This is a genomic window from Bradyrhizobium australiense, assembly GCF_013114825.1.
In the GTDB taxonomy this organism is placed as follows: domain Bacteria; phylum Pseudomonadota; class Alphaproteobacteria; order Rhizobiales; family Xanthobacteraceae; genus Bradyrhizobium; species Bradyrhizobium australiense.
On sequence record NZ_JAAVLX010000003.1, the window covers coordinates 147,765 to 166,735 of the forward strand.

The window sequence follows — 18,971 nt, forward strand, 5'->3', positions numbered from 1 at the left end:
CCAAACGTCAGGCTTTTCAGGCCCTAAGCTTGCGTTCGGTCCTTGCAGGCCTAACCCACCCTCCTATATGAGGCTCACCGTCGCAATATCGCGAGTATTTGAACGTTGGGGGTTCGGTTAGGTGCGCCGTCCAGGGCCCAGCCAACCTGCCGCAAAAAGAAGGATATGAGGACCATGGGAAAGGTCATTGGGATCGATCTCGGCACCACGAATTCGTGCGTCGCCGTAATGGATGGCAAGACTGCAAAAGTCATCGAGAACGCGGAAGGCATGCGCACCACGCCTTCGATCGTTGCCGTCACCGATGACGGCGAGCGCCTCGTCGGCCAGCCCGCCAAGCGTCAGGCGGTGACCAATCCCGAGCGGACGTTCTTTGCGGTGAAGCGCCTAATCGGCCGCCGCTACGACGACCCGATGGTCGAGAAGGACAAGAAGCTCGTCCCCTACAAAATCATCAAGGCATCGAACGGCGACGCCTGGGTCGAAGCCGACGGCAAGACCTACTCGCCCTCGCAGGTCTCGGCCTTCATCCTGCAGAAGATGAAGGAGACCGCGGAAGCCCATCTTGGTCAGAAGGTCGAGCAGGCGGTCATCACCGTTCCCGCCTACTTCAACGACGCGCAGCGTCAGGCCACCAAGGATGCCGGCAAGATTGCCGGTCTGGAAGTGCTGCGTATCATCAACGAGCCGACGGCGGCAGCGCTCGCCTACGGTCTCGACAAGACGAAGGCAGGCACCATCGCGGTGTATGACCTCGGCGGCGGCACCTTCGATATCTCGATTCTCGAGATCGGAGACGGCGTGTTCGAGGTGAAGTCCACCAACGGCGACACCTTCCTTGGCGGTGAAGATTTCGACATGCGTCTCGTTAGCTATCTCGCGGACGAATTCCAGAAGGAGCAGGGCATCAATCTGCGCAGCGACAAGCTTGCCTTGCAGCGCCTGAAAGAGGCCGCCGAAAAGGCCAAGATCGAGCTGTCCTCGACGACGCAGACCGAAATCAACCTGCCGTTCATCACGGCCGACCAGACCGGGCCGAAGCATCTGACGATGAAGCTGACGCGCGCCAAGTTCGAGGCGCTGGTCGACGATCTCGTCCAGAAGACCATCGAGCCCTGCCGGAAGGCGCTGAAGGATGCCGGTCTCACCGCCGCCGAAATCGGCGAAGTGGTGCTCGTCGGCGGCATGACGCGCATGCCGAAGGTCCAGGAAGTCGTGAAGCAGTTGTTCGGCAAGGAGCCGCACAAGGGCGTCAACCCGGATGAAGTCGTCGCGATCGGTGCCGCGATCCAGGCCGGCGTGCTGCAGGGCGACGTCAAAGACGTGCTGTTGCTCGACGTGACCCCGTTGTCGCTCGGCATCGAGACGCTGGGTGGCGTGTTCACCCGCATCATCGACCGCAACACCACGATCCCGACCAAGAAGAGCCAGGTGTTCTCGACCGCCGAAGACAACCAGAATGCGGTCACTATCCGTGTCTTCCAAGGCGAACGCGAAATGGCGGCCGACAACAAGGTGCTCGGCCAGTTCGACCTGATGGGCATTCCGCCGGCGCCGCGCGGCATGCCGCAGATCGAGGTCACCTTCGACATCGACGCCAACGGCATCGTCAACGTCTCCGCCAAGGACAAGGCGACCGGCAAGGAGCAGCAGATCCGGATCCAGGCATCCGGCGGTCTCTCCGAAGCCGACATCCAGAAGATGGTCAAGGACGCCGAGGCCAACGCGGCCGAGGACAAGAAGCGCCGCGAGGCGGTCGACGCCAAGAACCACGCCGACGCGCTGGTGCATTCCACCGAGAAGGCGCTGGCCGAGCACGGTTCGAAGGTCGAAGACTCCGAACGCCGCGCCATCGAGGATGCCGTCAGCGATTTGAAGGAAGCGCTGAAGGGCAATGACGCCGAGGCGATCAAGGCCAAGACAAACACGCTGGCACAGGCGTCGATGAAGCTCGGCGAGGCCATGTACAAGCAGCAGGCCGAGGCGGATGCCAAGCGGGACGCTGCCAAGGACGACGTGGTCGACGCGGAATTCACCGAGGTCGACGACGACAAGAACAACAAGAAGTCGGCATAAGCGGGCTTCGATCATGACCCTCCTCCAAAGAGCGCGAGCGCTGCGTTCGATGGGTGAGGGTCATTTTTCTTTAAGCCGATGGCGGCATCTTTTTTCGATTGAGGGTGCCTTCGGCATGAAGACGAATTCGGGCGGGTTTGACTGATGTCCACCAAGCGCTGCTATTACGAAACCCTGGAAGTCGATCGGAACGCGGACGAGTCCAAGCTGAAGGCGGCGTTCCGCAAGCTGGCGATGAAATGGCATCCGGACAGGAATCCAGGCGATGCCACCAGCGAAATGAAGTTCAAGGAGATCAACGAAGCCTACGAAGTCCTGAAGGACGGCGATAAGCGCGCCGCCTATGACCGTTACGGCCATGCCGCGTTCGAGCAGGGCATGGGCGGCGGCGGTCCCGGCTTCGGTGCGGGCTTCGCCTCGTCGTTTTCAGATATTTTCGAAGACCTGTTCGGCATGGCCGGGCAGCGCGGGCGCGGCGGCGGACGCGAGCGCGGCGCCGATCTGCGCTACAACATGGAAATCACGCTCGAGGAAGCCTATCTCGGCAAGACCGCGCAGATTGAGATTCCGGTCTCGGTCACCTGCGAGCCCTGTTCGGGCACCGGCGCCAAGGCCGGCACCAAGCCGAAGACCTGCGCGATGTGCGGCGGCGCCGGCCGCGTCCGTCAGGCGCAAGGCTTCTTCACGCTGGAGCGGACCTGCCCCGGCTGCCAGGGCCGCGGTCAGATGATCGAGGATGCCTGCCCGAATTGCTCGGGCACGGGACGGGTAACGCGCGACCGGACGTTGTCGGTGAACATTCCGCAGGGCGTCGAGGACGGCACGCGCATCCGGCTTGCGGGCGAGGGCGAGGCTGGCGTCCGCGGCGGTCCGCCCGGCGACCTCTACATATTCCTGTCGCTGGCGACCCACGAATTCTTCCAGCGCGATGGCGCCGATTTGCACTGCCGGGTTCCGATCTCGATGGTCGCGGCCGCACTCGGCGGCGAATTCGAGGTGCCTACCATCGACAAGGGCAAGACCAAGGTGAAGGTGCCGGCTGGAACGCAGTCCGGCCGCCGTTTCCGCATTGCATCAAAGGGCATGCCGGTGCTCCGCTCGCGCCAGACCGGCGACATGTATGTCCAGGTCATGGTCGAAACGCCGCAAAATCTGACCAAGAAGCAGCAGGAGCTGCTCGCTGAGTTCGAAAAACTGTCTTCCGGGGCCACCCAGCCGGAGGCGGTGGGCTTCTTCACCAAGGTCAAGGACTTCTTCGGCAACCGGGCGAGTTCCTGAGCCGTATGCACGTCGCCCGGGGTGAGCACAGTTCTCGCCGTCAGTCATGATTCATTCAGCTTGCACAGGGTGTTATCGCCGGGTCGCGCGCACTTTGGCGCGGGCGACAGGATACCGTTTGGCTTGACCATATCCCCATCGACCTATACGTGTTTATGACTGTTTTCTGACATCCCGCTCGTCAGCGGGTCCCGCCTGGTAGCGACATGCCTTTGCAATCGTCCGTGCGTGCGTTGAAGAAGCCTCTCCGTCTCGACGATGAGGTTCGCTTCCTCCGTTCATGGATCGAAAAGCCGCTGCACATGGGCGCGGTGATGCCGTCGAGCAAAGTGCTCGCTCGGACTATGGCGCAATATGTCGACGTCGAATCCGAAGGACCGGTCATCGAACTTGGGCCCGGGACCGGCGCGATTACCAACGCGCTGATCGAACATGGTGTTGATCAGAGGCGGCTCGTGCTGGTCGAATATAATCCCGGCTTCTGCGCACTGTTGCGCGACCGCTATCCGCAGGCCAAAGTGGTGCAGGGTGACGCCTATGCGCTGCGCACCTCGCTCGATGACGTGCTGGACGCGCCAGCCTCCGCTGTCGTTTCGGGCCTGCCGCTTGTGACCAAGCCGATGTTGACGCGCCTGAAGCTGATCCGCGACGCCTTCACGGCGCTCGCGCCCGGCGCACCTTTCGTACAGTTCACCTATTCGGTTGCGCCGCCGATTCCGAAATCGCTGCCGGGCGTGTCCACAGAAGCTTCCGAGCGGATCTGGATGAACCTTCCGCCCGCCCGGGTCTGGGTGTATCGCAAAGGCTAAGCCGCCCAGCGCTGTCGCGCGGGCTCGTCCTGAACGCGATTTCTGAATATGTCCGCGCTGAAAATCCTCGTGATCCCGGGATCGCTACGATCAGGCTCGCTCAATGCGAGGCTGGCGGCCGTCGCCGCGCACGAACTGGCGCAAGCAGGCGCGGAAATCACCCGCATCTCGCTCGCCGACTTTCCGCTGCCGATCTATGACGGCGACCTGCAGGCGAAATCGGGCGTGCCGAAGCATGCGGTCAATCTGAAGCGCATGATGGCGGCCCATCACGGTGTGCTGATCGTGACGCCGGAATACAATTCCTCGGTGCCGGCGCTGGTGAAAAACACCATCGACTGGGTGAGCCGGGTGCAGGACGCACACGAGACCCGCGGCCAGGTGTTTCGCGATCGGGTGTTTGCGATTGCGGCGGCCTCTGGCAACCGGCTCGGCGGCGCCCGCGCGCTGGCCGCGCTGCGGCTGATTCTCTCCGCCTGCCACGCCCAAGTGATTCCGAACCAGTTCGCGCTGGCGTTCGCCGACGATGCCTATGATGAGATGGAACGCCTGAAGAACGCCGCCGACAGCGAGGGGCTGAAGGCGCTGGCGCGGCAGTTGATCGATGTTTCCCAACGCATGATGTGAGGTGATATGCAGCCAGCCGATATCGCAACCAGAGATCGCCTGATCGTCGCGCTCGACCTGCCCGGGGTGACTGAAGCGGAAGCGATGATCGCGCGGCTTGGCGATAGCGTGCGCTTCTACAAGATCGGCTATCAGCTCGCCTATGCCGGCGGCCTGCCGCTGACGCAGCAACTGGCGAAATCAGGCAAGAAGGTTTTCGTCGATCTCAAGCTGCACGACATCAGCAATACGGTGGCGCGCGGCGTCGAGAGCGTCGCCAAACTGGGCGCGACCTTCCTCACCGTGCATGCCTATCCGCAGACCATGAAGGCCGCAGTCGAAGCCCGTGCCGGATCGGGCCTGAAAATTCTCGCCGTCACCGTGCTGACCTCCTACGACGATGGCGATCTGCATGCCGCAGGCTATCGGCTCAACGTCTCCGACCTGGTGGAAGCGCGCGCGCAACAGGCACAGGTCCTTGGCGTCGACGGCCTCGTGAGCTCGCCGGAAGAGGCGGCCGTGCTGCGCAAGATCGTCGGTCACCAGATGCGTCTGGTGACGCCGGGCATCCGCCCGGCCGGGGCTGCGACCGGCGACCAGAAGCGCATCATGACACCGGCGCGGGCGATTGCCGCCGGCGCGGATTATCTGGTGGTCGGCCGGCCGATCACGGAAGCGGCCGATCCCAAGGCGGCGGCGGATGCTATTCAGGCGGAGATCAAGCAGGCGTTGGCGTAGTCAAACGCGAAACAAGAAACGGAGATCGAGATGGCGAAGGGATACTGGATCGGACGCGTCGACGTTCACAATGATGAAGGCTACAAGCCGTACATGGCGGCCAACCCGGCCATCTTCCAGAAATTCGGCGGGCGCTTCATTGTGCGCGGCGGCAAGTTCACCGCCGTCGAGGGCCAAAGCCGCTCGCGCAATGTCGTGATCGAATTCGACAGTTATGAAACCGCATTGGCCTGCTACAACTCGCCGGAATACCAAGCCAACATCAAGGTCCGGCAGCCGCATTCGATTGCCGATCTTATCGTCATCGAGGGCTATGACGGGCCGCAGCCCTGACGGGGAAGGCGGTCCGTAGGCCTGATCGGTTGCCGGAACGGCCTCGTCCCGCTATAGGGCGTGCAGAGGTAATAGCCATGGCCGATATGCGATTGATCGTTGCGGGGGCCGGCGGCCGGATGGGCCGCGCGCTGGTGCGCGTCATTTCGGAAACTCCGGGCGCGGTTCTGGCCGGCGCGCTAGAAGCGCCGGGTTCGGAACTTCTGGGCAAGGATGCCGGCGTGCTCGCGGGCCTGCCGGAAAATGGCGTCAAGCTTTCGGCTGACCTGTGGGCGCTGTCGGCCAATGCCGACGCGATTGTTGATTTCACCGTCCCCGGCGCCACCATCGCCAATGTCGCAATCGCCGCCGAACGCGGCCTGGTCCACATCATCGGTACGACCGGGCTATCGGCGTCCGACATGGCGGTCATCAAGAGCGTCACCTCGCACGCCGTCGTCGTGCAGTCCGGCAATATGAGTCTCGGCATCAATCTGCTCGCCGCGCTGGTCAAGCGCGTCGCACAGTCGCTGGACGAAAGTTTCGACATCGAAATTGTCGAGATGCACCACAAGGCCAAGATCGACGCGCCCTCGGGCACGGCTTTCCTGCTCGGCGAAGCCGCCGCCGCCGGCCGCGGCGTCGACCTGCACGCCCGCTCCGCGCGCGGCCGCGACGGACATACCGGCGCGCGCCGGCCCGGCGACATCGGCTTCGCTTCGCTGCGCGGTGGTACCGTCACCGGCGATCACAGCGTGATCTTCGCAGGCCCCATGGAACGCATCGAACTGACCCATCGCGCCGAGGACCGGACCATGTTCGCGCAGGGCGCGATCAAGGCCGCGCTGTGGGCGCGAGGCAAGGCGCCCGGTTTCTACACGATGACCGATGTGCTCGGGTTAGCCGACTTCTAACCATCGAAAAACGGAATCTTGGAATGAGCGATCGTCTTCTCGTGCTCGTGCGGCACGGCCAGAGCGACTGGAATTTGAAGAACCTGTTCACCGGCTGGAAGGACCCCGACCTCTCCGAACTCGGTGTCTCGGAAGCAAAAGAGGCCGGCCGCAAGCTGAAGGCGCAGGGACTGACGTTCGATGTTGCCTTCACCTCGGTGCTGAAGCGGGCGCAGCGCACGCTCGACCTGGCGCTGGCCGAAATCGGCCAGACCGGATTGGCGACCAAATGCGATCTGGCGCTCAACGAGCGCGATTACGGCGATCTCTCGGGGCTCAACAAGGACGACGCCCGCAAGAAATGGGGCGAGGAGCAGGTCTTGATCTGGCGCCGCTCCTACGACGTGCCACCGCCCGGCGGCGAGAGCCTGAAGGACACGCTGGCGCGCGCGCTGCCCTACTACGTGCAGGAGATTTTGCCTGGCGTGCTGCGCGGCGAGCGTACGTTGGTCGCCGCCCACGGCAATTCGCTGCGCGCGCTGATCATGGTGCTGGAGAAGCTTTCGCCGGAGCAGATCCTGAAGCGCGAACTCGCAACCGGCGCGCCGGTGATCTACCGGCTCAACGCGGATTCGACGGTCGCGTCGAAGCTCGATCTGGCAGCGTGAGCTCAAATTGTCGGGTGGGCAAAGCGACTTGTCCGCCGTAGCTCAACGAGCGAAGGTGGAAGCGTGCCCACCATTTCAGTTGGCGATCGGGAGAGATGGTGAGCACGGCGCAAGAGCGCCTTTGCCCACCCTACGAATTCAATCCGACTTGTCCCGCTTCCCAGCCGAGCATCGCCTGCTTGCGGGTGATGCCCCAGTGATAGCCGGTCAGCGCGCCGCCTTTGCCGAGTGCGCGGTGGCAAGGCACCACGAACGATACCGGGTTGCGGCCGACCGCAGCGCCGACGGCGCGTGACGCCTTCGGGCTTTTGATCTTGGTGGCGATATCGGAATAGCAGACCGCGCGGCCCATCGGGATCTTCAAGAGCGTCTCCCACACCCGCACCTCGAAATCGGTGCCGATCAGCACCACGCGCAGCGGCTGATCCGGCCGCCACAGCCGCGTATCGAAGATGCGTTGCGCGAGACCGATTGTGCCGTCATGGTCTTCGACATAGGTCGCGTTCGGCCAGCGCCGCTTCATGTCGGCGAACGAGACCTGTTCCTGGCCGGGATCGGCGAAGGCCAGGCCCGCGAGCCCGCGGTCGCTGGCGATCACGATCGCGGTGCCGAACGGCGAGGCATGGAAACCGTAGCGCAGCGTCATGCCGGCGCCGCCGTTCTTCCATTCGCCCGGCGACATCGCCTCATGGGTGACGAACAGGTCGTGCAGCCGACCGGGGCCCGAGAGCCCTGAGTCAAGCGCCGCATCGAGCACGCTGGCGGAATCGCGCAGCAGACCCTTGGCATGATCGAGGGTGAGCGCCTGCATGAACGCCTTCGGCGTCAGCCCGGCCCAGCGGCGGAACAGATGGTGCAGTTCATCCGGCGTCACGGCGGCGGCATCCGCCATCGCCTCGATGGTCGGCTGTGCACGCCAGCGTTCCGAGATGAAGGCAATCGCACGGCGCACTGAATCGTAATCGCGCAGCGCGGCGTTCTGGAGGCCCGGCTTGGCCAGGCGCTGGTCATGTATCGCTGATATCATCATGGGGTCCGATTTAGGGCGCATGCGACCTCCAAACCACCCGATTTCTGACAACGTAGCGTTTTCAAGCCAAGTGGGAACCGGTTCGCGTGAAGAAAACTCGTCAAAGGAAAAGCCTCAAACCACCGGAGTATATGTCGGCCCGCGCTTGGCGACCTGTAGCGCAGCCAGTAAGGCTTTGGCAAAGCTCGCCTTTTCGTCGGGTCCCAGAACCTGGCCGATCGACACCCGGTGGCCGCGGGAGACCAGGTAAAGCCGCTCGATGCCGAATTCTGGGTCGCCGGTCTGCTCGAGCTGCACCCAGAGCGGATTGCAGGACCATTCCATCAGATGGCCGCGATGGCTGACCCGCCGGACCCGCAATTCCGTTGGCGTCACTACGATGTCCTCGGTGGCATCAGCGCTGCGAAAATTGATCCGGAACGCCCAGTAGATCACCAGCGCATCGAGGCCGAAAAAGCCGATCACCGGCCAGGCGCCCATCAGCCAGAATGCGACGCCGGCGACAAAGCTCACCGCGCCGATGAATGTCATCAGCACCAGGAAACCGGTGCGGTTGAGCGAGCGATGCGGCGTCACCCGGGCCGAAAACAGCGTTGGCTGGTCAAGCGCCGGATCAAAATCGTTGCTTGCGGTCATCGCGTATCAGTATACCCCGATCATGGCCAAAATCACCCGCTCTTCCGGCGCCAAAACCAGTGTTCCGTCCGTGCCGAAGAAGCCGGCAAAGAAGGTCGCCAAAGCGTTGCCGAAGGCGAGGAAATCGCCGAAGCCGAAACCCTGGACGCCGGCCGAGATCCGCGAGGCGTTCAGCCGCTTTCGCAAGGCCAATCCGGAGCCGAAGGGCGAGCTCGAACATCTCAACCCCTATACGCTGCTGGTCGCCGTGGTGTTGTCGGCGCAGGCGACCGATGCCGGCGTCAACAAGGCGACGCGCGCGCTGTTTGCAGTCGCCGACACGCCGGGGAAGATGCTCGCGCTCGGCGAAGACAAGTTGCGTGACTACATCAAGACCGTCGGGCTCTATCGCAACAAGGCGAAAAACGTCATCGCGCTGTCGCGAAAACTGATCGACGAATTCGGCGGCGAGGTGCCGCGCACCCGCGCCGAAATCGAATCGCTGCCCGGCGCCGGACGCAAGACCGCCAACGTCGTGCTCAACATGGCCTATGGCGAGCACACAATGGCCGTCGATACGCATGTATTTCGCGTCGGCAACCGTACCGGGCTCGCGACCGGCAAGACGCCGCTCGAGGTTGAGTTAGGGCTGGAAAAGGTGATCCCGCCCGAGTTCATGCTGCACGCCCATCACTGGCTGATCCTGCACGGACGCTATACATGCCTGGCCCGCAAGCCGCGCTGCGAGGTGTGCTTGATCAACGATCTCTGCCGCTGGCCGGAAAAGACGGTGTGAGTGCTTCAACCTCGCTCCGCCTGGAGCGGGGCGAGGGAGAAGATCACACCACCGGCATTCCCGTCTTCCTCGCCGGCTCGATCAGCTCCGGCCGCGGGCCCGACAGCCGCTTGTGCATGTGGACCATGAAGGCCATGCCGAATAGCGGCGTCGCCAGATTGACGATCGGGATCGACACGAACGCCGCGATGAAGAGACCCGCGGTGAATACCGTGGCCGCATTGTCCTTGCGCATCGCCTTGGCTTCCGCCGGCGGGCGAAAGCGCATCGCGGCGAGTTCGAAATATTCGCGGCCCAACAGCCAGGCGGTGGCAATGAAGAAGATCAAAAAGCCTGCGCCTGCGAACAGTACGAAGGGCAGGGCGATCAGATAGACTAAGATCGTCAAGAGCGCCGTCTTGATCCCCTCGGGGATTGCGACGCCGAGCGGCAGCGCGTCGCCGGGACGCTCCGCCGGATAATGTTCGCGCTCGACATGGTCGGCGACGTCGTCGACGAACACGCTCGCGACCAGCGAGGTGACCGCCGGCATCAGGAAGATCCCGCCGAGCACGACGCCGAGCCCCGCCGCGATCGAGATAATCCAGGAAAGGATATGGAGCGATGTATGGAAACCCGGTCCCAGCATCGCCTCGGCCCAGCCTTCGCCATAATCGGCAAACCAGCTCAATAGCCGCTGCAAGCCGATCGCCAGCACGGTGATCAGCACCAGCGCCAGCCCGATGGAGCGCCACAGGATCGTGCGCATCGGCGGCGACAGGATCTGCGAAAGCGCCTTGACGGCGGCGTCCAACATGGCGGTTCTGCCTCTTGTGAAAAAGCCCTCGCGAGAGGTAGATAGCCGCGGGGGCTTCGGCAAGAGCCTCCCGGCGCCTGGGGAGAGACTGCTGTCAAAACAACGCCGCAAGAGGCTGCCATGACCCGCGTCGAGGAAATCTACCCTGACAACAAGATCGTGCTGCGCGAGGTAGGTTTGCGCGACGGCCTGCAGCTCGTGAAGATGTTTCCGTCCACATCAGCCAAGCAGCGCTGGATGCGCGACGAATATGCCGCCGGCGTGCGCCACTTCGAGGTCGGCTCGTTCCTGCCGGCCAAGACGTTTCCGCAGTTCGCCGATGTACGCGAGATTATCGCGACCGTGGCGTCGCTGCCCGGCGCCTACGGCATTGCGCTGACGTTGAACGAGCGCGGCGTCAACGAGGCGCTGGCCTCGGGCGTGGCCGAAGTGGCGTCGGTGGTTTCGGCCACTGAAGAACACAGCCAGGCGAATGCCAACCGCTCGCGCGAATCCGCCATCGCCAACATCAGGCGGCTCTGCGAACTCCGCGACGCCAGCGCGCATAGGCCAGTGGTGAACGCCGCGATCTCGATGGCGCTGGGTTGTTCGATCGTGGGACCGGTGGACCCTGCGGAAGTGCTGCGGTTGACGGAAAAACTGTTCGAGGCCGGCGTCGACATGGTCGCGATTGCCGACACGGTTGGTTATGCGGGGCCGAAGCAGGTTGGCGAGTTGACCGCTGCAGCGGTGAAGATCGCCGGCGCAAAACCGATCTGCATTCACCTGCACGACACGCGCGGCATGGGCATCGCGAACGCTTCCGCTGCGCTCGATTCGGGCGCGCGCGTGCTCGACGGATCGCTCGGCGGCCTCGGCGGCTGCCCGTTCGCGCCCGGGGCGACCGGCAATGTCGTATTCGAGGACTTGGTGTTCCTGTGCGAGAGCAAGGGATTTGCGACCGGCATCGATATTGAGAAGCTGATCGCCGTGCGCGGCATTCTGAAATCGGAAATGCCGGACGAGGCGCTCTACGGCGGGCTGGCACGTGCGGGGCTGCCACCTGGGAGAGCGGTGGCGGTGTGATCGGCGTCGACTGGGTTGGCTTGCGACGACACTTCTACACGGACGGTATGTTTCCTCTCCCCTTGCGGGTAGGGCTAGGGAGAGGGATGGCGGCATCGGCGGTGCGTGTTGTTCAACCGGAATCGTGCTGGTCCAGGCTGTTGGCAATCTGTTCGGTCCGTACTCGCGGAGAGAACCCCTCTCCCCAGCCCTGCCCCGCAAGGGGGGAGGGAGCTTACTGCCCGTGCAGTAAGAGTGCCGCACCCGTCCGCACTGCCCATGAGGCTGTGCTTTACAGCCGGGCCATCCGCAATCGCAGCGCGTTGCCGACGACGCTGACCGATGATAGCGCCATCGCGACGGCCGCGATGATAGGGGACAGCAAGAGGCCGAACGTGGGATACAGAATGCCGGCGGCGATCGGGATGCCGGCGGCGTTGTAGATGAAGGCGAAGAACAGGTTCTGCCTGATGTTGCGCATGGTTGCCTGTGACAGCCGGCGGGCGCGGACGATGCCGCCGAGATCGCCCTTCAGCAAAGTGACGCCGGCGCTTTCCATCGCCACATCCGTTCCCGTGCCCATCGCAATGCCGACTTCGGCCGCGGCGAGCGCCGGAGCGTCGTTGACGCCGTCGCCGGCCATTGCGACGATCTTTCCGGCCTTCTGCAGTTTTGCCACCACGGCGCTCTTTTGATCGGGCAGCACTTCCGCCTCGACATCTGATATCCCGAGGTCGCGCGCGACGGCGTTCGCCGTGGTCTTGTTGTCGCCGGTCAGCATGAGGACCTTGATGCCCTCGGCCGCCAGCGCCTTCAGCGCGTCATGTGTCGACGCCTTTACGGGATCGGCGATGGCGAACAATCCCGCGAGCTTGCCATCAATCGCCACGTTGATCACGGTCGCGCCGTCGCCGCGCAGGCGTTCGCCGTGTTCGTTGAGCGAGCGGGTGTCGACGCCGAGCGACTGCAGGAAGTTCGCATTGCCGAGCACGATGGTCTTGCCATCGACCTTGCCGGTGGCGCCCTTGCCCGTCGGCGAGTCGAACTGGTCCACCTTGCCGAGATCGAGATAGCGTTCCCTGGCCGTTCGCACGATGGCCTCGGCCAGCGGGTGTTCGCTGGCCCGCTCGACCGTTGCAGCCAGCCGCAGAACTTCTGCTTCTTCAAATCCCGCGGCCGGCACGATCGCAACCACCTTCGGCTTGCCTTCGGTCAACGTGCCCGTCTTGTCGAGCACCAGCGTGTCGACCTTCTCCATGCGCTCCAGCGCTTCGGCGTTCTTGATCAGCACGCCGGCCTGCGCGCCGCGCCCGACGCCGACCATGATCGACATCGGCGTGGCAAGGCCAAGCGCGCAGGGACAGGCGATGATGAGAACGCTGACGGCTGCGACCAGGCCGAACGCCATGCGCGGCTCCGGTCCGAACCATGCCCAGGCGCCGAACGCGATCAGCGCCACGGCGATGACAATGGGCACGAACCAGCCGGAGACCTGATCGGCCAGCCGCTGGATCGGCGCGCGGGAGCGCTGCGCGTCCGCCACCATCTTGACGATCTGCGACAGCAACGTGTCACGGCCGACCTTGTCCGCGCGCATGATGAAACCGCCGGACTGGTTGAGTGTGCCGGCGATGACCTTGCTGCCGGGCTCCTTGGTGACCGGCATGGATTCGCCCGTTACCAGCGACTCATCAAGCGAGGAGCGGCCTTCGAGGATGATGCCGTCCACCGGCACCTTTTCGCCCGGTCGGACCCGCAATTTATCCCCCACTGCCAGCGCGTCGATTTCGACCTCATGATCGGCGCCGTCGTCGCCGATGCGGCGGGCGGTCTTCGGCGCAAGCTGCAGCAGCGCCTTGATCGCGCCCGATGTCGCTTCGCGCGCACGGAGTTCGAGCACCTGGCCGAGCAGCACCAGCACGGTGATGACCGCCGCCGCTTCGAAATAAACCGCGACCGCACCGCCGTGGCCGCGGAAGGTGGCCGGAAACATGCCGGGTGCGACCGTGCCTATCACGCTGTAGACATAGGCCACGCCTGTGCCCATCGCGATCAGCGTGAACATGTTGAGATTGCGCGTCACTAGCGATTGCCAGCCGCGCACGAAGAAGGGCCAGCCGGTCCACAGCACCACCGGGGTGGCAAACGCGAACTGGATCCAGTTCGACAGCGTCTGATCAACCCAGCCATGGCCGCCGACGAGATGGCCGCCCATTTCGAGGACCACCGCCGGCAGCGCCAGCACAAGGCCAATCCAGAAACGGCGCGTCATGTCGGCGAGTTCCGGATTCGGCGGCGCATCGGGGCTTGCCACCTCCGGCTCCAGCGCCATGCCGCAGATCGGACAGCTTCCGGGGCCGAGCTGACGGATCTCTGGGTGCATCGGGCAGGTGTAGGTCGTGCCCTCCGGCACGGCTGCCTTAGGTCTCTTGTCCTTCTCAAGATAGGCGACGGGATCGGCGGCAAATTTGGTGCGGCATCCGGCCGAGCAGAAATGGAAGGTCTCGCCGTGATGGTCGAAGCGGTGCTTGCTGGTCGCGGGGTTCACGGTCATGCCGCAAACGGGATCGCGCACGGTTGCCGCACCTTCAGCTTGGTGGCCGTGATTGCCGTGGCTATGGCCGCCGCAGCAGGCACCCTTCGAAGCGCAGTGCCGATCGGCGTTTTCATTGTTGTTCATCATCGTCTCCGGCACTTGAAGCCCATACCCTGTGGGGGTATATAGGCCGCATGCGAAAAGACATCAAGGCATCCTGTCAGAAACGCCTCAGCCGGATCGAAGGTCAGGTCCGCGGCCTGTCAAAAATGGTCGAGGAGGATCGTTACTGCATCGACATCGTCACCCAGATCTCCGCTGTCCGGGCCGCGCTGCGGCGCGTCGAGGAGGAGGTGCTCAGGGATCACGTGTCGCATTGCGTCGAACACGCCATTACCAGCGGCAACAAGGCCGACCAGCGCGAGAAGATCGCCGAACTGATGGAGGTGATCAGCCGTTCCGACCGGTAACGCATCGGCGGCGTCGTGTTGCTAGACCTCATCCCTGAGAAGGCGCGAAGCGCGTCTAAGGATGAGTGGCAGTCGGGGCCTCGTGGTTCGAGACGGCGCTAAAGCGCCTCCTCAACATGAGGGGTTAATAGCTGGTATGAGGGCTATGCCACAACTTCCTGCGTCCGCGGCTTCATACGCCGCTCCGGCGTGCGGACCGGGACGTATTCGACGGCGAGATAATGTTCCGACACGGTGACGCGTTCGACCATCGTCCTTACCACCGTCACTTCTTCAGCCGCAGCCGGAAGCGGCGTCTCTTCGTTAATCGCTTCAGGAACAAGCGGCGGCGACTTGACCTCTGGAAACACACCGAATTCGCCCGCTACCTCCGGGAGCGGCTTCTGCTTGTCGGCCCAGTGCAGGGCGGTGTAGTCGAAGCCGTGCACGATGGTGGGTTTGACGACTTCGAAATAGGGCGAGATGTCGAAATCGCGCGGCATGTAGAGCGAGGAATCGCGAATATGCAGGATTTCGCGCCGGGCCTTTCGTGATGCGGCGCGGGTGATTTTGGGCAAGATCGGGTAGCGCACGGCATCGAACGCTTGCGCGATCAACGCCGAGCAGATGATTTTCGTGGGATCGCCGGAGCCGAACGCGATCATGCGCCGCCGCCAGCGCTGCGGTATCGGCAGCGGAATCAGGTAGCGCATCAGATCGACGATGTTCTTGGTGTCGTAGCCGAAGCCGATGCGGTTAATGGCGTAGCGGCACACCGTGGTGCGGTCCTCGTAGGACAGGCCGATCGGCCGGCAGATGCGGGTGTGATAGGGAAAATATTTCGACAGTGGCGCCGAGGTGACGCCCTCGCCGATGTTGGCCTCGATCAGGACATGCGGTTCGCCGTCGGGTTCGTGCGCGCCGTCGACCGGACCGACATAGAGCGCGCCGTGTGACCAGGTGGACTGCGTGAGGTATTTGATGATGCCGGAAATCCGGTTGTTGCCTTCGACCAGCAGCACGTCACCAGGCTCGATGACGCCGCGCAGATGCTCGGGGTCGCTGGGCGTGAACGGCTCATAGCCCGGGACTTCCTTCTGCAGGTAGCCCGCAATTAACTGGCCGATCGTGTCGAGCATTACGCCCATGAAACTCCCCAAGAGCGGCTTTTCTTCCGCTTTTTTTGTTTCCTTATCATGGTCGCAAGCCGTTTCAATTTAGTTCATGCGCGAGGCGGATCAACCATGATTGATTTACCATGAGTGTTGCTGCGTCACGTGAGATGCGGCACAGTTCGCTAGCTGTTCTCACGTCCTTCAGGTCCCGGAAACCATGACATGACAATGACCCGCCGCACCTTCCTGTCGGCGTCCGCAGGACTGGCGGTGGTTCCGGCTTTTTCCGGTGCGCGTGCGGCGGCCGCACCCTTGCCGCGGGAAGCCGACATCGTGGTGATCGGCGCAGGCGCGGCCGGCATTGCTGCGGCGCGGCGGATCATGGCGGCGAACCGCAAAGTGATCGTGGTGGAGGCGGCGAGCCAGATCGGCGGCCGCTGCCAGACCGACGTTTCGACTTTCGACGTACCGTTCGATCGCGGCGCGCGCTGGATGCACAATCCCGAGACCAATCCGATGATCAAGCTGGCGCGGGCGGCCGGGCTCGAGATCACGACCGCGCCATCGGGCCAGAAGATCCGCATCGGCCGCCGCAATGCCCGCGCGGGCGAGACGGAAGAATTTCTCGCCGCCCTAGTGCGTGCCAATCGCGCTATCGATGACGCTGCGCGGCGGTTCGATGTCTCCTGCGCTTCCGTATTGCCGAAGGACCTCGGCGACTGGGCCGGCACGGCGGAATTCGTGTTGGGGGCCGGTTTCTCCGGCAAGGATCTGAAAGACGTCTCGGTCGCCGACAAGTCTCGCGCGCAGGATCGCAACACCGCGATCGGCTGCCGCCAAGGGTTGGGCACGCTGATCGCAAAACTCGGTGAGCAGGTGCCGGTGGCGCTGTCGACCCCGGCCAGCCGGATTTCCTGGAGCAACCGCGACGTCATGGTGGAAACACCTGCCGGCAAGATCGTCGCGCGCGCCGCCGTCATTACGGTGTCAAGCAACGTATTGGTCGCCGGCAACATCAAATTCGCGCCCGACATCCCGAAGCGCATGATCGACGCGGCTTCGAAACTCAGTCTCGGCAGCTACGACCGGATCGGCCTGCAAATGTCAGGCAATCCGCTCGGCCTCGCCCGTGACGACATCATCATCGAGCAGAGCAACTCGACGAAGACGGCGCTGATGTATGCTAATCTCGGCGGCTCGTCGCTTTGCACGCTCGATGTCGGCGGCTCCTTCGGCCGCGATCTTTCCGTGCAGGGCGAGAAGGCCATGGTGGCGTTTGCGGCGGAATGGCTGACGAAGTTATACGGCAGCGAGGCGGCGGCCGCGGTGACGAAATCGAGCGCGACGCGCTGGAATGCCGCGCCGTTCGCGCTCGGCGCGATGTCGGCGGCCGGTCCCGGCGGGCAGTCCTCGCGAAAGGTTCTGACCGAACCGATCGGCTGCATGTATCTTGCCGGCGAGGCTACCCATGAAACGCTGTGGGGAACCATCGACGGCGCCTGGGAGAGCGGCGAGCGCGCGGCAGAGGCGGCGTTGCGGCGGATCGGCGCATTGAAGGACCTCGAGCCGGAAGCGCGGCCAGCGAAGCAGCGGCGGCGTGCACCGTCTCCGATCAACTGATGGCCCGCCCCAAAGCGCTGATCTCCTGGTCAAGCGGCAAGGACTCCGCCTTTGCGCTGCATGAAGTGGTGCGCGCAGGCGAATTCGAGGTCATCGGCGCGCTGACCACGGTGACCGAGACGTTCGGCCGGGTATCGATTCACGGCGTGCGGCAGGAGATCTTGCAGGCGCAGTGCGAGGCCGCCGGCCTGCCGCAGCGGATCGTGCCTATACCGTATCCCTGCCCGAACGAGGTTTATGAGGCGCGGATGGGCGAGGCGGTCGCGCAAGCCGTCGCCGATGGGATCACGCATATGATCTTCGGCGATCTGTTTCTGGCCGACATCCGCGCCTATCGCGAACAGAAGCTGGCGGGCACCGGAATCACACCGCTATTTCCGCTCTGGGAGCGGCCGACGCCGGAGCTGGCGCGAGCGATGATCGCGAGCGGGCTGGAGGCGCATCTCGCGACCGTCGATCTGCAGAAGCTGTCGGCGGAATTCGCAGGCCGGAGATTTGATGCGACGCTTTTGGCCGATCTGCCCGAAGGCGTCGATCCCTGTGGCGAGAACGGCGAGTTTCACACCTGCGTGGTGGCGGGCCCGATGTTTTCGGGGCGGGTGGCGGTCGCAACGGGCGAGTGCGTCGAGCGCGATGGGTACGCGTATTGCGATCTGATGATGGATGAAGAATCTTCCGTCGTCCCGGCCAAGCGAAGCGCGAGCCGGGACCCATAGCCACCGCTGACTATTGCTTACGGATCTCGGGCCGCAATCCTGTCCACAAACTTGCTGCAGTGGTTATGGGTCCCTGCTTTCGCAGGGACGACAGTGGCTTACCGCAAGACGCCATCCAGCGCCGGCAGGCCGAAGATCACCGCGGCCGCGATCAGCGCGTAGCAGATCGCGCGGAATACGGCTTCGCTGGCCTTGCCGAACAGCGAGGCACCGAACCAGACGCCGATTCCGTAGACAGGTCCGACCACCAACGCAAACCTGATTGCATCGAATGTGATCAATCCGGTCGCGGCGTAGCTGACGGCGGAGAAGACATCCGAGGCGCCGAAGAACAGCAGGATGTTGGCGCGCGCGATGACGAACGGAAGAGGCCGGCCGAGCCAGTAGCCGACGATGGGCGGGCCGCCGGTCTGGGCCAGCCCGCTGCAAAGGCCTGACAGGCCGCCAATGCCGATCGAAACCGCCGCATGGTCCTTGCCGCGGTAACGCCAGCCCGAGAGCAACAGCAGCAGCAGCGCGAAGACGAAGGCGGAAATGATCCAGCGCGTCGTTACCGGTTCGAGGCGGCTCAGGAAATAGGTGCCGATCGGCACGCCGATCAGCGCACCGGCTACCATGACCGCTGTCGCCTTGCGGTCGGCCTTATCCCACGCGCCAGGCAGCAGCGGTGCGGCGGCGACGAAATCAATGATCAGCAACAGCGCGGCCACGAGCCGCGGGTCGGCGATCGAGCTTGCCAGCGGCATGAAGATCAGCGCCGAACCGAACCCCGAAAATCCGCGCGCCGTTCCCGAGACGAAGGCGACGACGCAGATCGCAATTGCGGCGTTGAGGCCGATGTCAGCCGGAATGAGCACCGCTGGGTTCATGCGGC

The 18,971-nt window shown here is 63.8% G+C and carries 19 protein-coding genes; 13 read left to right on the top strand and 6 right to left on the bottom strand.

Annotated features, from left to right (window positions below; genetic code table 11):
• The first annotated feature begins 174 nt into the window (after positions 1-174).
• The 8 genes from dnaK (at position 175) to HCN58_RS07870 (ending at position 7,380) form a co-directional block, all read left to right on the top strand.
• On the top strand, positions 175-2,076 hold the full coding sequence (dnaK, locus tag HCN58_RS07835) for a molecular chaperone DnaK (protein ID WP_171578801.1): 1,902 nt from the start codon (positions 175-177) through the stop codon (positions 2,074-2,076).
• A gap of 144 nt (positions 2,077-2,220) precedes the next feature.
• Positions 2,221-3,354: a molecular chaperone DnaJ gene (dnaJ, locus tag HCN58_RS07840; RefSeq protein ID WP_171578802.1), complete on the top strand. Its 1,134-nt coding sequence runs from the start codon at positions 2,221-2,223 to the stop codon at positions 3,352-3,354.
• A 206-nt stretch (positions 3,355-3,560) separates the two neighbouring features.
• Positions 3,561-4,163: a class I SAM-dependent methyltransferase gene (locus HCN58_RS07845; RefSeq protein WP_171578803.1), complete on the top strand. Its 603-nt coding sequence runs from the start codon at positions 3,561-3,563 to the stop codon at positions 4,161-4,163.
• 48 nt (positions 4,164-4,211) lie between these two features.
• A complete protein-coding gene (locus HCN58_RS07850; protein ID WP_171578804.1) occupies positions 4,212-4,790 on the top strand; it encodes an NADPH-dependent FMN reductase in 579 nt (192 codons plus the stop codon).
• A gap of 6 nt (positions 4,791-4,796) precedes the next feature.
• Positions 4,797-5,507 (top strand): orotidine-5'-phosphate decarboxylase, encoded by a 711-nt coding sequence (pyrF, locus tag HCN58_RS07855; protein WP_171578805.1) that lies wholly within the window; start codon positions 4,797-4,799, stop codon positions 5,505-5,507.
• A 30-nt stretch (positions 5,508-5,537) separates the two neighbouring features.
• Positions 5,538-5,840 carry a DUF1330 domain-containing protein gene (locus HCN58_RS07860; protein WP_171578806.1) on the top strand — a complete coding sequence of 101 codons (303 nt, stop codon included), beginning with the start codon at positions 5,538-5,540 and terminating at the stop codon, positions 5,838-5,840.
• 77 nt (positions 5,841-5,917) lie between these two features.
• Positions 5,918-6,733, top strand: coding sequence for a 4-hydroxy-tetrahydrodipicolinate reductase (dapB, locus tag HCN58_RS07865; RefSeq protein WP_171578807.1), 816 nt, complete (start codon positions 5,918-5,920; stop codon positions 6,731-6,733).
• A gap of 23 nt (positions 6,734-6,756) precedes the next feature.
• Positions 6,757-7,380 carry a 2,3-bisphosphoglycerate-dependent phosphoglycerate mutase gene (locus HCN58_RS07870; RefSeq protein ID WP_171578808.1) on the top strand — a complete coding sequence of 208 codons (624 nt, stop codon included), beginning with the start codon at positions 6,757-6,759 and terminating at the stop codon, positions 7,378-7,380.
• Positions 7,381-7,510: 130 nt separating this feature from the next.
• Here the strand turns inward: HCN58_RS07870 and HCN58_RS07875 are convergent, their stop codons facing one another.
• Both HCN58_RS07875 and HCN58_RS07880 read right to left on the bottom strand, forming a co-directional pair.
• Positions 7,511-8,410 (bottom strand): methylated-DNA--[protein]-cysteine S-methyltransferase, encoded by a 900-nt coding sequence (locus HCN58_RS07875; RefSeq protein WP_171579510.1) that lies wholly within the window; start codon positions 8,408-8,410, stop codon positions 7,511-7,513.
• A 114-nt stretch (positions 8,411-8,524) separates the two neighbouring features.
• Positions 8,525-9,046 carry a DUF2244 domain-containing protein gene (locus tag HCN58_RS07880; protein ID WP_171578809.1) on the bottom strand — a complete coding sequence of 174 codons (522 nt, stop codon included), beginning with the start codon at positions 9,044-9,046 and terminating at the stop codon, positions 8,525-8,527.
• A gap of 22 nt (positions 9,047-9,068) precedes the next feature.
• Here HCN58_RS07880 and nth point away from each other — a divergent pair, with 22 nt between their 5' ends.
• The gene (nth, locus tag HCN58_RS07885; protein ID WP_171579511.1) at positions 9,069-9,821 is read left to right on the top strand and encodes an endonuclease III; all 753 of its coding nucleotides are present in this window, start codon (positions 9,069-9,071) and stop codon (positions 9,819-9,821) included.
• Positions 9,822-9,864: 43 nt separating this feature from the next.
• Here nth and HCN58_RS07890 read toward each other — a convergent pair whose 3' ends face one another.
• On the bottom strand, positions 9,865-10,617 hold the full coding sequence (locus HCN58_RS07890) for a sulfate transporter family protein (RefSeq protein ID WP_171578810.1): 753 nt from the start codon (positions 10,615-10,617) through the stop codon (positions 9,865-9,867).
• A gap of 120 nt (positions 10,618-10,737) precedes the next feature.
• Here HCN58_RS07890 and HCN58_RS07895 point away from each other — a divergent pair, with 120 nt between their 5' ends.
• On the top strand, positions 10,738-11,682 hold the full coding sequence (locus HCN58_RS07895; protein WP_171578811.1) for a hydroxymethylglutaryl-CoA lyase-like TIM-barrel protein: 945 nt from the start codon (positions 10,738-10,740) through the stop codon (positions 11,680-11,682).
• A 271-nt stretch (positions 11,683-11,953) separates the two neighbouring features.
• On the opposite strand, the gene HCN58_RS07900 is transcribed toward HCN58_RS07895, so the two are convergent.
• Positions 11,954-14,341: a heavy metal translocating P-type ATPase gene (locus HCN58_RS07900; RefSeq protein WP_283814544.1), complete on the bottom strand. Its 2,388-nt coding sequence runs from the start codon at positions 14,339-14,341 to the stop codon at positions 11,954-11,956.
• Positions 14,342-14,391: 50 nt separating this feature from the next.
• Here HCN58_RS07900 and HCN58_RS07905 point away from each other — a divergent pair, with 50 nt between their 5' ends.
• Positions 14,392-14,667: a metal-sensitive transcriptional regulator gene (locus tag HCN58_RS07905; protein WP_171578813.1), complete on the top strand. Its 276-nt coding sequence runs from the start codon at positions 14,392-14,394 to the stop codon at positions 14,665-14,667.
• 143 nt (positions 14,668-14,810) lie between these two features.
• On the opposite strand, the gene HCN58_RS07910 is transcribed toward HCN58_RS07905, so the two are convergent.
• Complete coding sequence (locus HCN58_RS07910) at positions 14,811-15,794, bottom strand: YiiX/YebB-like N1pC/P60 family cysteine hydrolase (protein WP_171578814.1); 984 nt, start codon at positions 15,792-15,794, stop codon at positions 14,811-14,813.
• Positions 15,795-15,983: 189 nt separating this feature from the next.
• On the opposite strand from HCN58_RS07910, the gene HCN58_RS07915 reads away from it, so the two are divergent.
• Positions 15,984-17,381 carry a flavin monoamine oxidase family protein gene (locus tag HCN58_RS07915; RefSeq protein WP_171578815.1) on the top strand — a complete coding sequence of 466 codons (1,398 nt, stop codon included), beginning with the start codon at positions 15,984-15,986 and terminating at the stop codon, positions 17,379-17,381.
• On the top strand, positions 17,381-18,097 hold the full coding sequence (locus tag HCN58_RS07920) for a Dph6-related ATP pyrophosphatase (RefSeq protein ID WP_171578816.1): 717 nt from the start codon (positions 17,381-17,383) through the stop codon (positions 18,095-18,097). Before HCN58_RS07915 ends, HCN58_RS07920 begins: the two co-directional genes overlap by 1 nt.
• A gap of 98 nt (positions 18,098-18,195) precedes the next feature.
• On the opposite strand, the gene HCN58_RS07925 is transcribed toward HCN58_RS07920, so the two are convergent.
• Positions 18,196-18,966, bottom strand: coding sequence for a sulfite exporter TauE/SafE family protein (locus HCN58_RS07925; protein WP_171578817.1), 771 nt, complete (start codon positions 18,964-18,966; stop codon positions 18,196-18,198).
• Between the last annotated feature and the right edge of the window lie 5 nt (positions 18,967-18,971).